This window comes from Ruegeria sp. CDSC025, from assembly GCF_059610805.1.
In genome coordinates this window covers 47,440-63,167 of the sequence record NZ_JBXWOJ010000012.1, presented here as the reverse complement: position 1 = coordinate 63,167, position 15,728 = coordinate 47,440, and the positions used below count along the sequence as shown (strand labels likewise).

Genomic DNA, 15,728 nt, shown 5'->3' with positions numbered 1-15,728 from the left:
TAATACATTCGCATCCCTCCATTCATGTTACAGGCGCAAGAAAACACAAACGATCCGGCTTGTCATCCCCTTTTGAGACTTCAATTTACTCGACCAGCAACTCGGAGCGCGTCAGGGTGAAACCCGAGGCGATCCAGCGCGCCTCAAGCTCGGCCAGTTTCTTGCCCAGCGCCGGGCCGGTAAAGTCAGGGATCAGGTCAGCGGCCCGCACGGGAAAATCCGCTGCTGCCCCGTCCCGGAGCGCTTGCCGCTTATCCTCGGACCAGGGCTGTTCCAACAAAGCACAACGCAGCAGAACTTCGTGCAGGCCGTCCTCTTCGCCATAACGGAACCCAAGCTCGGCAGTGCCCGCGGTTCCCGCGGCCTCATCCCGCATCCGTGTCAGGCGTTGCATCTGGGCCTTGCTCAGACGCAGGGTCTGGGCAATCTCAGGCGTGGCGATGGAGGAAAGTCGCCGGACCGGCTCGGGCTTTGCCCCAGCCTGCTGTTCCAAGGCGATCAGCGGGGCAAGTGATCGATCCTCAACTCCCGGCAATATCTGTGCCAGAACGCCCGTGCTGCGCATGGCAGCGACCGAAGGCGCAGGGTCAGGCGCGGTCAGCAATTTCATAAACTCGGCCCCAACCCGTTCGCGCGACAGGCCTGCCAATCCGTCCAGATTGGTTGAAATGGCCGACAGCGCTTCGGGATCAAACCCGGCTTCGGCATCCCCATACCAGGCGTGAAACCGAAAATAGCGCAGAGACCGCAGATAGTCTTCGCGGATGCGATGCTGGGCGTTGCCTATGAACCGAACCTTTCGGGCCTTTAGATCGGACAATCCATTCAGCGGGTCCAAAAGCGTCCCATCCGGGCCGGCATACAGCGCGTTCATGGTGAAATCGCGCCGCCTGGCATCTTCATCAACATTGTCCGAGAACGCCACAACAGCTCGGCGGCCATCGGTTTCGACATCTCGCCGGAAGGTCGTGATCTCATGCGGGATGCTTTGGCTGACAACGGTTATCGTGCCATGCTCGATCCCAGTTGGGATGGCCTTCAACCCCGCCGCCCGCGTCAAATCCAGCACCTGCTGGGGCGGAGCGTCCGTGGCAATATCCAGATCCGAGACCGGCGCCCCCAAAAGCGCGTTGCGGACGCAACCGCCGACGAAAAGCGCCTGAAAACCGGCATCGATCAAAACGGCGCAGACTGTCTGGGTTGCCGGATTTGTAACCCAGCTTTCTGATAGCTTCATCATTCACTCACCCGCGCAGCCAAGCCCCGCAACATCCGGGCCGTAGCCCCCCAGATGTAATAAGGGCCATAGGGCACGGTGAAATAATACCGCCGCTGGCCCCGCCAGCGACGCGACTCAACGATATAATTCGCAGGGTTTAGAACATGCGCAAGTGGGACTGAAAAAACTTCGTCAACTTCACCCGGCTCAGGAATTGGGTCGAACCCGTCTCGTAGGATCGCGACGACCGGGGTTACGACAAAAGACGTCACGGTTTCATGGGTAGGCAAATGCCCGAGAATTTCAGGCATATCCGAGGAAAGGCCAATCTCTTCCTGTGCTTCCCGCAGGGCGGTTGCGGTTACATCCGGATCAGTCTCATCCTGTTTTCCGCCGGGAAAGGCGATCTGGCCGGGATGGTGTTTCAGCGCCGATGAGCGCTTGGTCAAAAGCAGGCGCGGGGCCTCATTCGTCACAAGAATCGGAACCAGAACCCCGGCTGGACGCAGCTTGCGCCCCGCTGGCAAAACCGCATCAGGGTTCAGATCGAAATCACTGGACCCGTTGCCGGGGCGGCTCAGGGCCGCCCGCAGCTGTTCTGTTGGATCAGGCTTCACCGGCATCGAAGCCAACGGTGACGGGGTCCAATACATAATGGGCACCACAGAACTGACAATCGGCGGTGACCTGGCCTTCGGGAGTTGTCATCTTTTCGATGTCGCGCGCCGAATAGATCGACAGGCTTTGGCGCACGCGCTCTTCCGAGCAGGTGCAGCCGAATTGAACCGATTGCGCATCATAAACACGTGGCTGTTCTTCGTGAAACAGCCGGATCAACAGGTCGGTTGGCGCAATCGAAGGACCGATCAGTTCAAGGTCATCAACAGTATCCAGAAGGATATTGACGCGCCCCCAATTTTCACCTTCCTCACCGTCAACCAGATCATCCGCCGACAGAATCTGACCGTCACCCTCTGCATTGGCTACAAATGGTGACGCTTTGGGCATGTGCTGCAGCATGATGCCGCCTGCGCGCCAGTGCTCACCGACGCCAGGTTCAGTTGATTTGCCGAAACTCAGTGAAAACCGCGTCGGCAACTGTTCGGACTGTGCGAAATACGCCTCAGCGCATGCGCTGAGAGAGCCGCCAGCCAGCGGTGTGATCCCCTGGTAAGGCTGCGTGCCCTCGCCCTGGTCAATCATGATGGCGAAATAGCCTTCACCCACCTGATCAAACGGTGTGGAATCGGTCAGGCGGTCCGGGTCAAAACTGGCATAGGCGCGGATGCGGGCCAGTTCGCCCTCGGCCTGCGGAGCGTAGTAATCGGTTGCGATCATCCGAACGGCACCTTTGGACTGAACCTGAAGCGACAGCTTCCAGCGCAGCGAGACGGTCTGGCCGATCAGAGCAGTCAGCAAGGCCATCTCGGCCACCAAAGCCTCGACCTTTTCGGGATAGTCGTGCTGTTTCAGAATGCCGTCCAACACTCCGTCCAGCCGCGCCACACGTCCGCGCATATCCGGTATATCAAGTTGAAAGGGCAGGACGGTGTCGTCCCACGCGATTTTTGTTCCAAGAGACATGGGGTTTCCTTAAACGCCACAGATTGGCATACCGCCAGCATATAGGTCGAAGATTTCGGGTTGTAAGGGGCCATACATGATCAGACGGTTCGGTGAAACCCCACAAGCGGGGCGCAAATACACACGACGTGTGGGTGTATACGCATTGTTGCCTCGAGGACGACATCTGTTGCTGACCTGCCAGACCGAGCCCGGCCCTGATCTGCAGTTGCCGGGTGGCGGTATTGACCCGGGCGAATCGCCCATCACCGCCCTGCATCGCGAAGTCTTTGAAGAAACCGGCTGGTTGATTGCCAGCCCGCGGCGGGTCGGCGCCTTTCGCCGTTTCACATACATGCCCGAATACGACCTGTGGGCCGAAAAGGTCTGTTTGATATATCGAGCCCGCCCTGTGCGCCGCATAGGTCCACCTTCAGAGCCATTCCACGAAGCCCTTTGGCTGGACAGTGCGGATGCCGCGCAGATGCTGGGCAACAGCGGCGACCGACATTTCGCTTCGGGACACCTGATGGGGCTTTAAGGCCCGCTGTATTCAAAGAAAACCGCAGATACGTCATCATCCATACCCTGGTCCGGATCCATGGCCTGTGTCAGCCGCCAGAACATATCGTCCAGAAATTCGGGCCCGCTGAGATCGGTGGCACAATCCGTCACCATTCTGCACAGCCCCTCTTCTTCCAGCAGGGATCCATCCGCCATCCGGCATTCCGTGAACCCGTCTGAATATAGCAACAGCTTGTCACCGGGCTTCATGTAGGTATCGGTTCGCTGAAACGTGACATCCGGCAACAGTCCGATGGGCAAGCCACCTTGCCCCAGATACTCGGTCCCACCATCCTGTCGCAACAACAGCGGATGCGGATGCCCTGCCTGCACCATCTTGAGATGTCCGTTTCGCAGGTCGATAATGGCATAGACCATGGTAAAATACTCTTCGACGCCAGCATCAGCCATAAGGCGGGAATTGAGCATCTCTGCCACCTGATCAGGTGGTAGCAATGCGTAAAATTTATCGAACCGCTTTTCCATCGCCACGTTCTGATCGAAATGTTTGCTGGACAGATACCCGCCCAGCCGTGCTGTCATCATCGCCGAGGTGATGCCGTGGCCGGACACATCGATGCTGTAAAACCCCACTCGGTTGACCCCCGGTGAAAACATTCCCACCAGATCGCCACCGATATGCCCACAAGGTTTCAGCAACATGCTGATACGCGACCTACCGAAATCACGCGTGAGTTCGGGGACCAAAGATTCCTGTATCTTACGCGCCTGAATCAGGTCTTTGTCGATCGCATCATGGACCACTTTCAGTTCTTCAAGCGCGGTCTCGATCATTCGGTTCTTATCAGACAGCTCACGCTGCATATCCAATATCCGTGCGCCCGCAGATATGCGCGCCCGCAATTCATCGGCCTCAAGAGGTTTGATCAGAAAATCATCCGCCCCGGCATCCAGTCCGCGCGCAACCTCCTGCTTTTCGCTTTTTGAAGTCAGAAGGATGAAATAGCTGTATTCGTCATTCTCCAGCGCCCGAAATGCCTGACAGAATTCCAGCCCGCTCATCCCCGGCATGACCCAGTCGCTCAGGACCAGATCGGGGGACATGGCAGCACAGATTTCGATGGCGGCCTCTCCGCTATCGGCCTCGAGCACCTCAAAGCCCCATTTCTTCAGCGAGGCCACAAGGATGCGACGTTGCAGACGACTGTCATCAACGACCAGCACCTTGCGAATCGCACCAAAATCCAGCTCTGCCTTTGTTTCTGCCTGACTGACCTCTGCCACCTGACCCTCAGCTCTGCCACATAATGCGGAATGGGACGACCCTAGCGCACGGCTGTTTAACATCCTGTGAAGGTCGTAAATGCATCCATCTTAACCACGGATTTACCAACGGCCTGTAGTGATAATCGGGTCGTTATCTTTAAGGAAAGGATGGCCATGATCGACTGGTCCAGGGTCAGACAGCTGCGGGACGAGGTCGGCGCCGACGAGTTTGACGAGGTAGTGGAAATCTTTCTCGATGAGGTGCAACAAGGCCTGGAGCATTTGCAGGTCGATGATGATCGGTCTGACTTCGAACAGAATCTACACTCCTTGAAGGGCAGCGCGCTTAGTCTGGGATTCAGGACATTGGCCAGGCTCTGCCAGGATGGTGAGCGCCATTCGGCACAGGGACAGGCCGCAACCGTCGATATCGCCGAAATAGTCGGCACATTTCAGACCTCTGCAACGGAGTTTCAGGCAGGAATGAACGAGCTCTGAGCGGCGCCGTACAGGCAGCAAGCAGGTACACTAGCGATGGGTGACAACCCGGCCCTGTATATTGTCTGTTTCAGGCACAGCTGATCCATCGCCGCGACGGACAACGTTGCAGTCTGGTCATTTGCTCAGATCACAAACTGGGCGAGGGTCTCGTCCTCGGTGATATCCGTAAAAGTGAACCCGGCTTCATCCAGATGCGCGAACAGACGGGCAAAGTTTTCGGGCTTGCGGGTTTCGATACCAATCAGAACCGAGCCGAAGTTACGTGCCGATTTCTTCATGTATTCAAACCGCGCAATGTCATCCTCGGGGCCAAGGATGTTCAGGAACTCTTTCAATGCGCCAGGGCGCTGTGGCAGGCGCAGGATGAAGTATTTCTTCACCCCCAGATAGCGCTGCGCGCGTTCCTTGACCTCGGGCAGACGTTCGAAATCGAAGTTGCCGCCAGAGGTTACGCAGACAACGGTTTTCCCTCGGATAAAACTCTGAATATCGCTCAGCGCCTCAATCGCGAGGGCCCCGGCGGGTTCCAGAACGATGCCCTCGACATTCAGCATCTCGATCATGGTTGTGCAGATTCGGTCTTCGGACAGGACCAGAGCATCCGACAGATGACGGGATTTCAGCAATTCGAACGGTTTTTCACCGATCCGACCAACCGCAGCACCGTCAACGAAATTGTCCACCTGATCCAATGCCACCGGATGTCCTGCTGCCATTGCCGCGTGCAGACAGGCACCGCCTTTGGGTTCCACAAACAGGCAATGGGTCCGATCGCCAAACCACGTAGCCACGCCCGCAGACATGCCGCCACCGCCTACTGGCAAAAGGATGTGGTCCGGCAACCCACCCAACTGCGTTTCGATCTCAACCGCGAGCGAGGCTTGCCCCTCGATCACATCAACATCGTCAAAGGGCGACAGAAAATGGCCGCCCTGTTCGGTGCACCACGCCTGCGCGGCGGCCAACGTGTCATCGAAATAGTCGCCGGTCAGATGAATCTCGATATTGTCGCCGCCGAAGATACGAGTTTTCTGGATTTTCTGCTGCGGCGTCGTCACGGGCATGAAGATCACACCCTTCACATCCATGTGCTTGCACATAAAGGCCACGCCCTGCGCATGATTTCCCGCGCTGGCGCAGACAAACAGGTTCTGCCCCTGCTGTTTGCGCATGGCGTTGAACGCACCGCGGATCTTGTAGGACCGCACCGGGCTGAGGTCCTCACGTTTCAGCCAGATATCGGCCCCGAAACGATCAGACAGATGGGCATTGCGCTGCAGAGGCGTCACCGGAAACACAGAGCGCATCGCCTGTTCGGCAGCGCGGGCGCGGGTCATGAAATCACTCATGCCGGTTTCCCTGCCCCATCATCGCTGAAAGAGCAAGGAATACATATGTGTACGAGTTCAGGTCAGCTGGCGCTTTTCAACGAACACGCCGTACATGGTGGTCAAGATACTGACATTGATCAGCGGCAAAACCAGAACCCCAAAGAACAGTGAGAGCAAAACACCCAGAACCGGGATGAAAGCGAGCGCTGTAAAGACCAACTGGACCACGACCTGGAACACAAAGCTTACAAGCAAAAGAACGATGATCGCACCACCCGCACCGGCGGTGTTGTTCCAAGCTTGCCCAAGTGTCAACGGTTGCCCAATCGCTGCTGCAGGCAGGATTATGGACAAACGGTAGAAGCCGATGATGAGGAAGACGACAAGGACAATGACAAACACAACTGACAATGCTCCACCGCCCAGCGCTGAAAGTACCGCGCCCGCCGGCAGGAACGCGATGGCCATCAGGATACCCAACAGAAGAACCCGCCCGAAATAGGCCAGAATTCTATCGAACCGGAAGGTTGGGAAAATACCTCTTGGATATTCCTCAAGCAGGACAAAGCGGTGCCACGACACCACAATCCAGAACATCGTCACAAATATCACGACCATAAAGCCCACCAGGAAGCCAATCGCCGATCCGCTCGAAACGCCTGCAGGCAACTCTCCGGTGGTTGTATTGAGTTGATCCAGCGGAACGTCCAATACAAAAAACAGTGCGACAATCACCGCTGTCGCAACCAAAGATGGCCCGAACGTAATCTGCAAAACCTGTTTGAGATTCCCAATAACCATCCGCACCGAATGTGCAAAAATCTGCCAACCCAACATCTGAAATCTATCCCTTCAACCAATCCTTGTTTTCTTTCCTTCTGTTTCACCCCAAATCCCGACCTGCGTCAACGCAGATAACTTGCCCCCGCGTTCAAAACCCGCTAGGGGCCAGTCGTTCTACGCATAAAGGGAAGTCAGATGTCCGCGCCCAAGAAAGTTGTTCTGGCCTATTCCGGTGGCCTTGATACCTCGATCATCCTGAAATGGTTGCAGACCGAGTATGGTTGTGAGGTCGTAACCTTCACCGCCGATCTGGGTCAGGGCGAGGAGTTGGAGCCCGCCCGCAAGAAGGCCGAGCTGCTGGGGATCAAGCCCGAAAACATCTATATTGAGGACATCCGCGAGGAATTCGTCCGCGATTTCGTCTTTCCGATGTTCCGCGCGAATGCGCAGTATGAGGGCCTGTACCTGCTGGGCACATCGATTGCGCGCCCGTTGATCTCGAAACGTCTGGTCGAGATTGCCGAGGCGACCGGAGCGGATGCCGTATCTCATGGCGCGACCGGCAAGGGCAACGATCAGGTGCGGTTCGAACTCGCGGCTTACGCGCTGAACCCCGACATCAAGGTCATCGCCCCCTGGCGCGAATGGGACTTGTCCAGCCGGACCAAGCTGCTGGAATTTGCCGAGGCGAACCAGATTCCGATCGCCAAGGACAAGCGGGGCGAGGCGCCGTTCTCGGTTGATGCCAACCTGCTGCACACCTCATCCGAGGGCAAGGTTCTGGAAGACCCCGCCGATATGGCGCCCGATTACGTCTATCAGCGCACGGTCCACCCCGAGGACGCGCCGAATAAACCTGAATTCATCGAGATCGGGTTCGAAAAAGGTGACGCGGTCAGCATCAACGGCGAGGCGATGAGCCCCGCGACCATCTTGACCAAGCTGAACGAATATGGCGGCAAGCACGGCATTGGGCGTCTCGATCTGGTCGAAGGTCGCTTTGTTGGCATGAAATCGCGCGGCATCTATGAAACACCGGGCGGCACTATCCTGTTGGAAGCACACCGTGGCATCGAGTCCATCACCATGGATCGGGGCGCGATGCATCTGAAAGACCAGCTGATGCCTCAATATGCAGAGCTGATCTATAACGGCTTCTGGTACTCGCCCGAGCGCGAGATGCTGCAGGCCGCGATCGACAAATCTCAGGATCATGTCACCGGCACCGTGCGCGTGAAGCTGTACAAAGGTCTGGCATCGACCGTGGGCCGCTGGTCGGAACACTCGCTGTATTCCGAGGCGCACGTGACCTTCGAAGAGGATGCTGGTGCCTACGATCAGAAAGACGCTGCGGGATTCATCCAACTGAACGCCCTACGCCTGAAACTGCTGGCAGCACGCGACAAACGGCTGTCAAAGTAAGACAGCTGAGATTTTGACCTGAAGACCCGGCAGCCCCTCAGGATGCCGGGTTTTTTATGCGCCCATTTTTGCCACCTCCCGTCAGGTCACTCTTGCTCCACCGCAGGATATGTCTTTACCCAAGTCACAACACTGAAAGGAGGGGGCATGTTGCAGGATATCGCAGAAGGTATTCAGAGCGGTCTGAATGGCAAAAACTTCGATGGGTCGTTGAAATTCGATTGCGGTGATGCCGGTGTGATTGTTCTGGCCGACAATCAGGCGACGACGCAGGATCGGGACACTGATTGCACCATTCGTATCTCACAAGAGAACCTAACCAAGCTGCTGACCGGCAAGCTGAACCCGATGACCGGTATTGCCATGGGCAAGCTCAAGATCTCAGGCAATATGGGTGTGGCGATGAAACTGGGGCAGTTGCTGGGCTGAGGCGATAAACTCGTCTCACCAGCGCGTGAGAACAGATGTCAGCGCGTTGCGCCTGAAGTTTTCCCAAGGCAGTCTGATCATGGAAGGAGACCCACCATGATCCGAACCACATATCTTGATGCAGTCAAGCCATGGCTTTTATTCGCGTTGATCCTCATCGTCGCAATGCTGCGCGCCGCCCCTGCACCCGCTGCCGGGACCGAAACGCTGACTGTGGCCGGGGGATGTTTCTGGTGCGTTGAATCCGATTTCGAATCCGTGCCAGGGGTGATTCATGCGGTCTCGGGCTATACCGGCGGCGCAACGGCGGACCCGACCTATGGCGAGGTAACCAAAGGCGGCACCGGCCATTATGAGGCTGTTCAGATCACCTTTGATCCGGCCCGTGTTTCCCGTGAAACCCTGCTGAACCTGTTTTTTCGCTCGGTCGACCCTACGGATGCGGGCGGACAGTTCTGCGATCGGGGAGAGAGTTACCGCACAGCGATTTTCGTCTCTAATACAGGCGAAAAGGCGTTGGCCGAGGCTGCAAAATCCAAAGCGCAGAACGTCCTGCGTCAAACGATTGTTACCCCGATCCTGCAACAGGACCGGTTTTACCCGGCCGAAGCCTATCATCAGGATTACTATAAGGGCGAAAAACTGGTCTTTACGCGGTTTGGTCCCAAACGCCAGCACAACGCCTATAAGGCCTATCGCAAAGCCTGCGGTCGCGACGCCCGCGTCAAACAGCTGTGGGGCAGTGACGCGCCCTTTGCCGGGTCTTAATCAAAGCGCGCTTCGCGCACTTCTTTCAGATCAGGAATGACATCCGCCGTACCATGCCGTGTCACCATCAACGCGGCAGCCCGGTTTGCCTGCAATATTGCCTGCTCCATCGGCATGCCACGATCCATTCCTGCCAGAACGTAACCTGTGAACGTATCGCCCGCACCAGTTGTGTCCACCGCCTGAACCTTGTGAGCCAAAAAATCCGAGGTCGTCCCCTTATGATGATATCGCGCGCCCTTTGATCCGAGGGTCACAATGACATGCTCTATCCCCAACTCGGACAGGCCCTGCCCGGTTGCCTGCCGCAGCTGCTCGGCCTCGACCTCATTTAGGATCAGGAAATCCAGATACGGAAGAACCGCCCGCACTGCATCGGCTTGAAAAGGGGCCGCCGCGTAACAGACAGTCAGCCCCATTTCGCGGCCCATTTTTGCGGCTTCGACCTGCAAGTTGGTTTCGTTTTGCGTCACAATCAGATCACCCTGATCCGCCGATGACAGTGCCTGGCCCAGTTGATCTGACGTAATTGCATGATTTGCGCCTTGAAACAGGATGATGTTGTTTTCACCCTCGGCGTCTACGGCGATAATAGCGTGCCCGGTAGGATCTGAAACTTCGGCAATCCACCGGGTATCGACGCCATATTCGGTCAGCCTGTCACGCGCCCAGCGCCCGTCGGGCCCTATGGCCCCAATATGCGCCACCCGCGCACCGGCCCGCGCGCCGGCGACGGACATATTCGCGCCCTTGCCGCCCAGAAACCGATCCAAACGGTTGGCCGAAAGCGTCTCACCCGCGCCCGGCAGGTGTGGCACATCATAAATCATGTCTGCGTTGATCGAGCCTAGATTCCAGATTGTCATGGCTTAACCAATATCGCAGGAGGCCAGAATGGCCATGTTCAGAATGTCATTGGCCGTCGATATGGTCGAACAGATCTGAATCGGCTTGTCGATGCCCGACAAGATCGGGCCGATCACCGTGGCCCCACCCATTTCCTGCATCAACTTGGTCGAGATCGAGGCCGAATGCCGTGCTGGGACAATCAGGATATTCGCCGGTCCGGTCAGGCGCTGGAACGGATAGTTTGCCTGCTGGTCGACATTCAGCGCCACGTCCACCGTCATTTCACCTTCGTATTCGAAATCTACGCCACGCTGATCCAGAACGGCAGGAGCGCGGTGCATCTTTTCGGCCCGCTCCGACACCGGGTAGCCAAACGTCGAAAAGCTGACAAAGGCAACGCGCGGTTCCAGCCCCATATGGCGGGCAACGGCTGCTGAACGCTCGGCGATATTGGCCAGATCGTTTTCGTCCGGCCATTCATGGACTAGAGTGTCGCCGATCAGCACGATCCGCCCCTTGTGCAACAGCGCCGTCACACCGGCCGCGCCACGGGCCGCATCTGCATCGAACACATGGTTGATCCGATCCAGCACATGCGCCGATTTACGCGTCGCGCCCGAGACCAAACCGTCGCCATGCCCATGCGCCAGCATCAGCGATGAAAACACGTGCCGGTCGCGCGCGGCAAGTCGATGAATATCCTTTCGATCAAAGCCTTTACGCTGCAGGCGATCGTACAAAAAATCAGAATAGGTATCGAGATGCGCAGTGTTGGCGGCATTCACGACCTCCAGCTCACGCACAGCATCGCCCAGCCCGGCCTCTTCCAGCTTTTGCTTGACGTCATCCGGGCGGCCTACGACCAGCGCTTTACCAAAGCCCGAGCGTTGATACATCACCGCAGCCCGCAGCACACGCGGATCGTCGCCCTCGGCAAAGATCATTCGGCTTTGCGCCTGACGGGCCCGCGCGTTCAGGCCGCGCAGAATGCTGGCGGTCGGATCCATGCGGGATTTCAGGCTCAGCTCATACGCGTCCATGTCGATGATCGGACGCCGCGCCGCGCCGGTATCCATCCCGGCCCGCGCAACGGCGGGCGGAATGCGGTGAATCAGGCGCGGATCGAAAGGTGTCGGGATAATATAATCGCGCCCAAAGGTCAGCGACTTACCATAGGCCATCGCGACCTCATCCGGGACATCCTCGCGCGCGAGGTTGGCCAGGGCGTGGGCACAGGCAATTTTCATCTCGTCATTGATGGCGCGGGCGTGGATATCCAGCGCACCGCGGAACAGGTAGGGAAAGCCCAACACGTTGTTGACCTGGTTCGGATAATCGCTGCGCCCTGTGGCGACGATGGCATCAACGCGCACCTCATGCGCCTCTTCCGGTGTGATCTCGGGGTCGGGGTTTGCCATGGCAAAAATCACCGGGTTATCGGCCATGCTGGCGACCATATCTTGCGTCACAGCCCCTTTGACCGACACGCCCAGAAAGACGTCTGCGCCTTTCATGGCGTCTTCCAGCGTACGCAGATCCGTGGTGATCGCATGGGCCGATTTCCACTGGTTCATGCCCTCGGTCCGGCCCTGATAGATCACGCCTTTGGTGTCACACACGATGCAGTTTTCATGCCGCGCGCCCATGGACTTGAGCAGTTCGATACACGCTATCCCAGCAGCCCCGGCACCGTTCAGAACAATCTTCACATCTTCGATCTTCTTGCCCGAGATACGCAGCGCATTCAGCAGGCCCGCCGCACAGATCACCGCCGTGCCATGCTGATCATCGTGGAAGACGGGGATATCCATTTCTTCCTTCAGGCGCTGTTCGATGATGAAACACTCGGGCGCCTTGATGTCTTCCAGATTGATGCCGCCAAAGGTTGGCCCCATCAGTCGCACGGCGAGGCAGAACTCATCCGGGTCTTCGGTGTCCAGCTCGATATCGATCGAGTTTACGTCAGCGAAACGCTTGAACAGGACTGACTTGCCCTCCATCACCGGTTTTGAGCCCAGCGCGCCCAGATTACCAAGACCCAAAACCGCCGTCCCATTCGAAATCACGGCGACCAGATTTCCCTTGTTGGTATAGTCATAGGCCGTTTCTGGATTTTCCGCGATTGCTTCACATGGAACAGCCACGCCGGGGCTGTAGGCCAGCGACAGGTCGCGCTGCGTCGTCATGGGAACGGTGGCTTGTACCTCCCACTTGCCAGGAGTTGGGTCCAGGTGAAAGGCCAGCGCCTCTTCGTTGGTGATCTTCGCTTTGGGCATTTGATACGTCGTTTCTCTGCAACTTCGGGGCTTCTGCCTCATAGCGCAGGCACGCGCGCGCCTCAACGAGAATACTTTTGCCTTTCGCACCAGATGGCGGATTTGTAAGGTCGCGACCGAACGCCGTCAAAAGGGATCAACCTTGTCCACAGTCACGCCGATGATGGCGCAATATCTCGAAATCAAAGAGGCCCATGCCGACGCCCTTCTGTTTTACCGGATGGGCGATTTCTACGAGATGTTTTTCGAGGATGCCGTCAACGCCGCCGAGGCGCTGGACATCGCCCTGACCAAACGCGGCAAGCACAACGACGCCGACATTCCGATGTGCGGTGTGCCGGTCCATGCCGCCGAAGGGTACCTGCTGACGCTGATCCGAAAAGGCTTTCGCGTGGCCGTTTGCGAACAGATGGAAAGCCCGGTTGAGGCAAAGAAGAGAGGCTCTAAATCAGTTGTAAAGCGCGGTGTTGTCCGACTGGTGACACCCGGAACACTGACCGAGGACGCGCTGCTAGAGGCGCGCCGCCACAACTTTCTGGCCTGTTATGCCGAGGTGAGGGATGAAGCGGCGCTTGCCTGGGTCGATATCTCAACCGGGGCGTTTCACGTGATGCCTTTGACCTCTGTGCGCCTAAGCCCTGAACTGGCCCGACTGGCCCCGTCGGAGCTGATCGTGGCGGACGGGGCCGAACAGGTCCTGCACGAACCTGCCCGCGATCTGGGCATCTCGCTGACGCCCATTGGCCGCGCCAGTTTCGACAGCACGGCGGCTGAAAAGCGCATCTGCGCTTTGTTTCACGTGGGCGCGCTGGACGCGTTTGGAAATTTTGGCCGGGCCGAAGTGTCCGCTATGGGCGCATTGATTGACTATTTGGAGATCACGCAAAAAGGCAAATTGCCCCTGCTGCAAACGCCGCTGAAAGAATCCGAGGACCGCGTGGTGCAGATCGACGCCGCAACGCGCCGCAATCTGGAGCTGACCCGGTCGCTGTCTGGCGGGCGCGCCGGATCGCTTTTGTCGGTGGTTGACCGTACAGTCACGCCGGGCGGCGCGCGGTTGTTGGAACAGCGCCTGTCCAGCCCCTCGCGCAATCTGGATGTGATCCACGGGCGGTTGGATGCGGTAAGTTTTGCAGCCGATGACAGCCTGATCGCCCAAGATCTGCGCGATGCCTTGCGCAAAACCCCCGATTTGGACCGCGCCTTGTCGCGCCTGTCGCTGGAACGCGGCGGTCCTCGCGATCTGGCCGCCATCCGCAACGGGCTGGCGCAGGCTGCAACCATAGCCGAACTGTGCAATGCCGGAGATCTGCCGGTATTGCTGGCCACTGCGGTGCAAAACCTGACAGGGTTTGATGATCTGCTGACCCTGCTGGATGAGGCGCTTGTGGCCGAGCCGCCTCTGATGGCGCGCGACGGCGGCTTCATTGCCCCCGGCTATGATGTGGAACTGGATGAGGCGCGCACCCTGCGGGACGAAGGCCGCTCGGTCATCGCCGGGTTTCAGCAGAAATATTCCCAGCACACCGGCATCACCTCGCTGAAGATCAAGCATAACAACGTGCTGGGCTATTTCATCGAAACCACGGCCACACATGCCGAAAAGATGTTGAACCCGCCGTTCTCCGAAACCTATATCCACCGGCAAACCACGGCCAATCAGGTGCGGTTCACGACAGTAGAACTGTCCGAGATCGAAACCCGTATCCTGAACGCCGGAAATCATGCTTTGGAGATCGAAAAGCGGCTCTATCAAAGGCTTTCTGATGAGATTCTTACCCGTGCTGCGCAACTGAACCAAGCCGCGCGCGGGCTGGCAGAACTGGACCTAACCACTGCGCTGGCCGATCTGGCACGGGGCGAGAACTGGTGTCGCCCGCAGGTCGATGCCTCTCGTGCCTTTGATATTCAGGGCGGGCGGCATCCGGTTGTTGAACATGCGCTGCGCCAACAAAGCGGTGACGCGTTTATCGCCAATGATTGTGATCTCAGCGCCGAAGATGGTGCTGCAATCTGGTTGCTGACCGGCCCCAACATGGCGGGTAAATCAACCTTCCTGCGGCAGAATGCGCTGATCGCCCTGCTTGCACAGATGGGCAGCTATGTTCCAGCCGAACAAGCCTATATCGGTGTAGTCAGCCAGCTGTTCAGCCGTGTCGGGGCATCTGACGATCTGGCCAGGGGTCGGTCGACCTTTATGGTTGAAATGGTCGAAACCGCCGCCATCCTCAATCAAGCCGACGATCATGCGCTGGTCATTCTGGATGAAATCGGACGCGGGACGGCCACCTATGACGGGCTTTCCATCGCCTGGGCCACGCTCGAACATCTGCACGCCGCCAATAAATGTCGCGCGCTGTTTGCAACGCATTATCACGAGCTGACCGCGCTGGCCGGAAATCTGGAAGGTGTCGACAACGCCACCGTTGCGGTCAAGGAATGGGAGGGCGAAGTGATCTTTTTGCACGAGGTTCACAAAGGCGCCGCAGACCGGTCCTATGGTGTCCAGGTGGCGCAACTGGCTGGCCTGCCGGCATCCGTTGTCGAACGTGCCCGCGTTGTGCTGGACCAGCTGGAGAAAACCGAACGCGAAGGCGGCAAGCAAAAGGCTTTGATCGACGATCTGCCGCTGTTCTCGGCTGCCCCGCCGCCACCGCCTCCCCCAAAAGCTTCACCCGTTGCGGATATGTTGGGTGAGATCTTGCCGGATGAGCTAAGCCCGCGCGAGGCATTGGACCTGATCTATAAATTGAAAGAGGCGGCCAGATCCTGACCGCCTCAATAATTGAATGATAT

14 protein-coding genes are annotated in these 15,728 nt (G+C 57.8%); 6 read left to right on the top strand and 8 right to left on the bottom strand.

Going from position 1 to position 15,728, the window contains the following annotated elements:
- Nucleotides 1-85 precede the first annotated feature (85 nt).
- The 3 genes from AC2FH8_RS15955 to hslO are packed head-to-tail and all read right to left on the bottom strand — an operon-like array spanning nt 86 to nt 2,803.
- Entirely contained in the window at nt 86-1,237 is a 1,152-nt protein-coding gene (locus AC2FH8_RS15955; protein WP_496690244.1) for a CCA tRNA nucleotidyltransferase, read from the bottom strand.
- Nucleotides 1,237-1,842, bottom strand: coding sequence for a CoA pyrophosphatase (locus AC2FH8_RS15950; protein WP_496690243.1), 606 nt, complete (start codon nt 1,840-1,842; stop codon nt 1,237-1,239). The genes AC2FH8_RS15955 and AC2FH8_RS15950 overlap by 1 nt, the downstream gene beginning before the upstream one ends.
- Complete coding sequence (gene hslO / locus AC2FH8_RS15945; RefSeq protein WP_142637378.1) at nt 1,826-2,803, bottom strand: Hsp33 family molecular chaperone HslO; 978 nt, start codon at nt 2,801-2,803, stop codon at nt 1,826-1,828. Before hslO ends, AC2FH8_RS15950 begins: the two co-directional genes overlap by 17 nt.
- 76 nt (nt 2,804-2,879) lie before the next feature.
- Between hslO and AC2FH8_RS15940 the strand changes: the two genes are divergently transcribed.
- Entirely contained in the window at nt 2,880-3,323 is a 444-nt protein-coding gene (locus AC2FH8_RS15940; protein ID WP_271950593.1) for an NUDIX hydrolase, read from the top strand.
- Here AC2FH8_RS15940 and AC2FH8_RS15935 read toward each other — a convergent pair.
- Complete coding sequence (locus AC2FH8_RS15935) at nt 3,320-4,591, bottom strand: PP2C family protein-serine/threonine phosphatase (RefSeq protein ID WP_496690215.1); 1,272 nt, start codon at nt 4,589-4,591, stop codon at nt 3,320-3,322. The two genes, AC2FH8_RS15940 and AC2FH8_RS15935, sit on opposite strands and share 4 nt — an antisense overlap.
- Nucleotides 4,592-4,741: 150 nt before the next feature.
- Between AC2FH8_RS15935 and AC2FH8_RS15930 the strand changes: the two genes are divergently transcribed.
- Entirely contained in the window at nt 4,742-5,071 is a 330-nt protein-coding gene (locus tag AC2FH8_RS15930) for an Hpt domain-containing protein (protein ID WP_496690214.1), read from the top strand.
- Nucleotides 5,072-5,196: 125 nt separating this feature from the next.
- On the opposite strand, the gene ilvA is transcribed toward AC2FH8_RS15930, so the two are convergent.
- Nucleotides 5,197-6,423, bottom strand: a complete 1,227-nt coding sequence (gene ilvA, locus AC2FH8_RS15925) for a threonine ammonia-lyase IlvA (protein WP_496690213.1) — start codon at nt 6,421-6,423, stop codon at nt 5,197-5,199.
- 57 nt (nt 6,424-6,480) lie between these two features.
- Nucleotides 6,481-7,206 (bottom strand): hypothetical protein, encoded by a 726-nt coding sequence (locus AC2FH8_RS15920; protein WP_281973390.1) that lies wholly within the window; start codon nt 7,204-7,206, stop codon nt 6,481-6,483.
- Nucleotides 7,207-7,383: 177 nt separating this feature from the next.
- Here AC2FH8_RS15920 and AC2FH8_RS15915 point away from each other — a divergent pair, with 177 nt between their 5' ends.
- The 3 genes from AC2FH8_RS15915 (at nt 7,384) to msrA (ending at nt 9,807) form a co-directional block, all read left to right on the top strand.
- On the top strand, nt 7,384-8,610 hold the full coding sequence (locus AC2FH8_RS15915) for an argininosuccinate synthase (RefSeq protein WP_142637390.1): 1,227 nt from the start codon (nt 7,384-7,386) through the stop codon (nt 8,608-8,610).
- A gap of 147 nt (nt 8,611-8,757) precedes the next feature.
- Nucleotides 8,758-9,039 (top strand): SCP2 sterol-binding domain-containing protein, encoded by a 282-nt coding sequence (locus AC2FH8_RS15910; RefSeq protein WP_142637392.1) that lies wholly within the window; start codon nt 8,758-8,760, stop codon nt 9,037-9,039.
- Nucleotides 9,040-9,135: 96 nt separating this feature from the next.
- On the top strand, nt 9,136-9,807 hold the full coding sequence (msrA, locus tag AC2FH8_RS15905; protein WP_496690212.1) for a peptide-methionine (S)-S-oxide reductase MsrA: 672 nt from the start codon (nt 9,136-9,138) through the stop codon (nt 9,805-9,807).
- On the opposite strand, the gene AC2FH8_RS15900 is transcribed toward msrA, so the two are convergent.
- Together AC2FH8_RS15900 and AC2FH8_RS15895 are read right to left on the bottom strand one after the other, a co-directional pair.
- Nucleotides 9,804-10,673, bottom strand: coding sequence for a ribokinase (locus tag AC2FH8_RS15900; protein WP_496690211.1), 870 nt, complete (start codon nt 10,671-10,673; stop codon nt 9,804-9,806). The two genes, msrA and AC2FH8_RS15900, sit on opposite strands and share 4 nt — an antisense overlap.
- 3 nt (nt 10,674-10,676) lie before the next feature.
- Nucleotides 10,677-12,932 (bottom strand): NADP-dependent malic enzyme, encoded by a 2,256-nt coding sequence (locus AC2FH8_RS15895; RefSeq protein WP_496690210.1) that lies wholly within the window; start codon nt 12,930-12,932, stop codon nt 10,677-10,679.
- A 160-nt stretch (nt 12,933-13,092) separates the two neighbouring features.
- Between AC2FH8_RS15895 and mutS the strand changes: the two genes are divergently transcribed.
- Nucleotides 13,093-15,705, top strand: coding sequence for a DNA mismatch repair protein MutS (gene mutS, locus AC2FH8_RS15890; RefSeq protein ID WP_496690242.1), 2,613 nt, complete (start codon nt 13,093-13,095; stop codon nt 15,703-15,705).
- Nucleotides 15,706-15,728 lie beyond the last annotated feature (23 nt).

Bases quoted from the DNA above. Each gene is read 5' to 3' on its own strand.
- AC2FH8_RS15950 (WP_496690243.1), bottom strand. From the start codon at position 1,842: ATGCCGGTGAAGCCTGATCCAACAGAACAGCTGCGGGCGGCCCTGAGC.
- AC2FH8_RS15900 (WP_496690211.1), bottom strand. From the start codon at position 10,673: ATGACAATCTGGAATCTAGGCTCGATCAACGCAGACATGATTTATGAT.
- AC2FH8_RS15910 (WP_142637392.1), top strand. From the start codon at position 8,758: ATGTTGCAGGATATCGCAGAAGGTATTCAGAGCGGTCTGAATGGCAAA.
- AC2FH8_RS15955 (WP_496690244.1), bottom strand. From the start codon at position 1,237: ATGAAGCTATCAGAAAGCTGGGTTACAAATCCGGCAACCCAGACAGTC.
- ilvA (WP_496690213.1), bottom strand. From the start codon at position 6,423: ATGAGTGATTTCATGACCCGCGCCCGCGCTGCCGAACAGGCGATGCGC.
- AC2FH8_RS15915 (WP_142637390.1), top strand. From the start codon at position 7,384: ATGTCCGCGCCCAAGAAAGTTGTTCTGGCCTATTCCGGTGGCCTTGAT.
- AC2FH8_RS15895 (WP_496690210.1), bottom strand. From the start codon at position 12,932: ATGCCCAAAGCGAAGATCACCAACGAAGAGGCGCTGGCCTTTCACCTG.
- msrA (WP_496690212.1), top strand. From the start codon at position 9,136: ATGATCCGAACCACATATCTTGATGCAGTCAAGCCATGGCTTTTATTC.
- AC2FH8_RS15940 (WP_271950593.1), top strand. From the start codon at position 2,880: ATGATCAGACGGTTCGGTGAAACCCCACAAGCGGGGCGCAAATACACA.
- mutS (WP_496690242.1), top strand. From the start codon at position 13,093: ATGATGGCGCAATATCTCGAAATCAAAGAGGCCCATGCCGACGCCCTT.
- AC2FH8_RS15920 (WP_281973390.1), bottom strand. From the start codon at position 7,206: ATGGTTATTGGGAATCTCAAACAGGTTTTGCAGATTACGTTCGGGCCA.
- hslO (WP_142637378.1), bottom strand. From the start codon at position 2,803: ATGTCTCTTGGAACAAAAATCGCGTGGGACGACACCGTCCTGCCCTTT.
- AC2FH8_RS15930 (WP_496690214.1), top strand. From the start codon at position 4,742: ATGGCCATGATCGACTGGTCCAGGGTCAGACAGCTGCGGGACGAGGTC.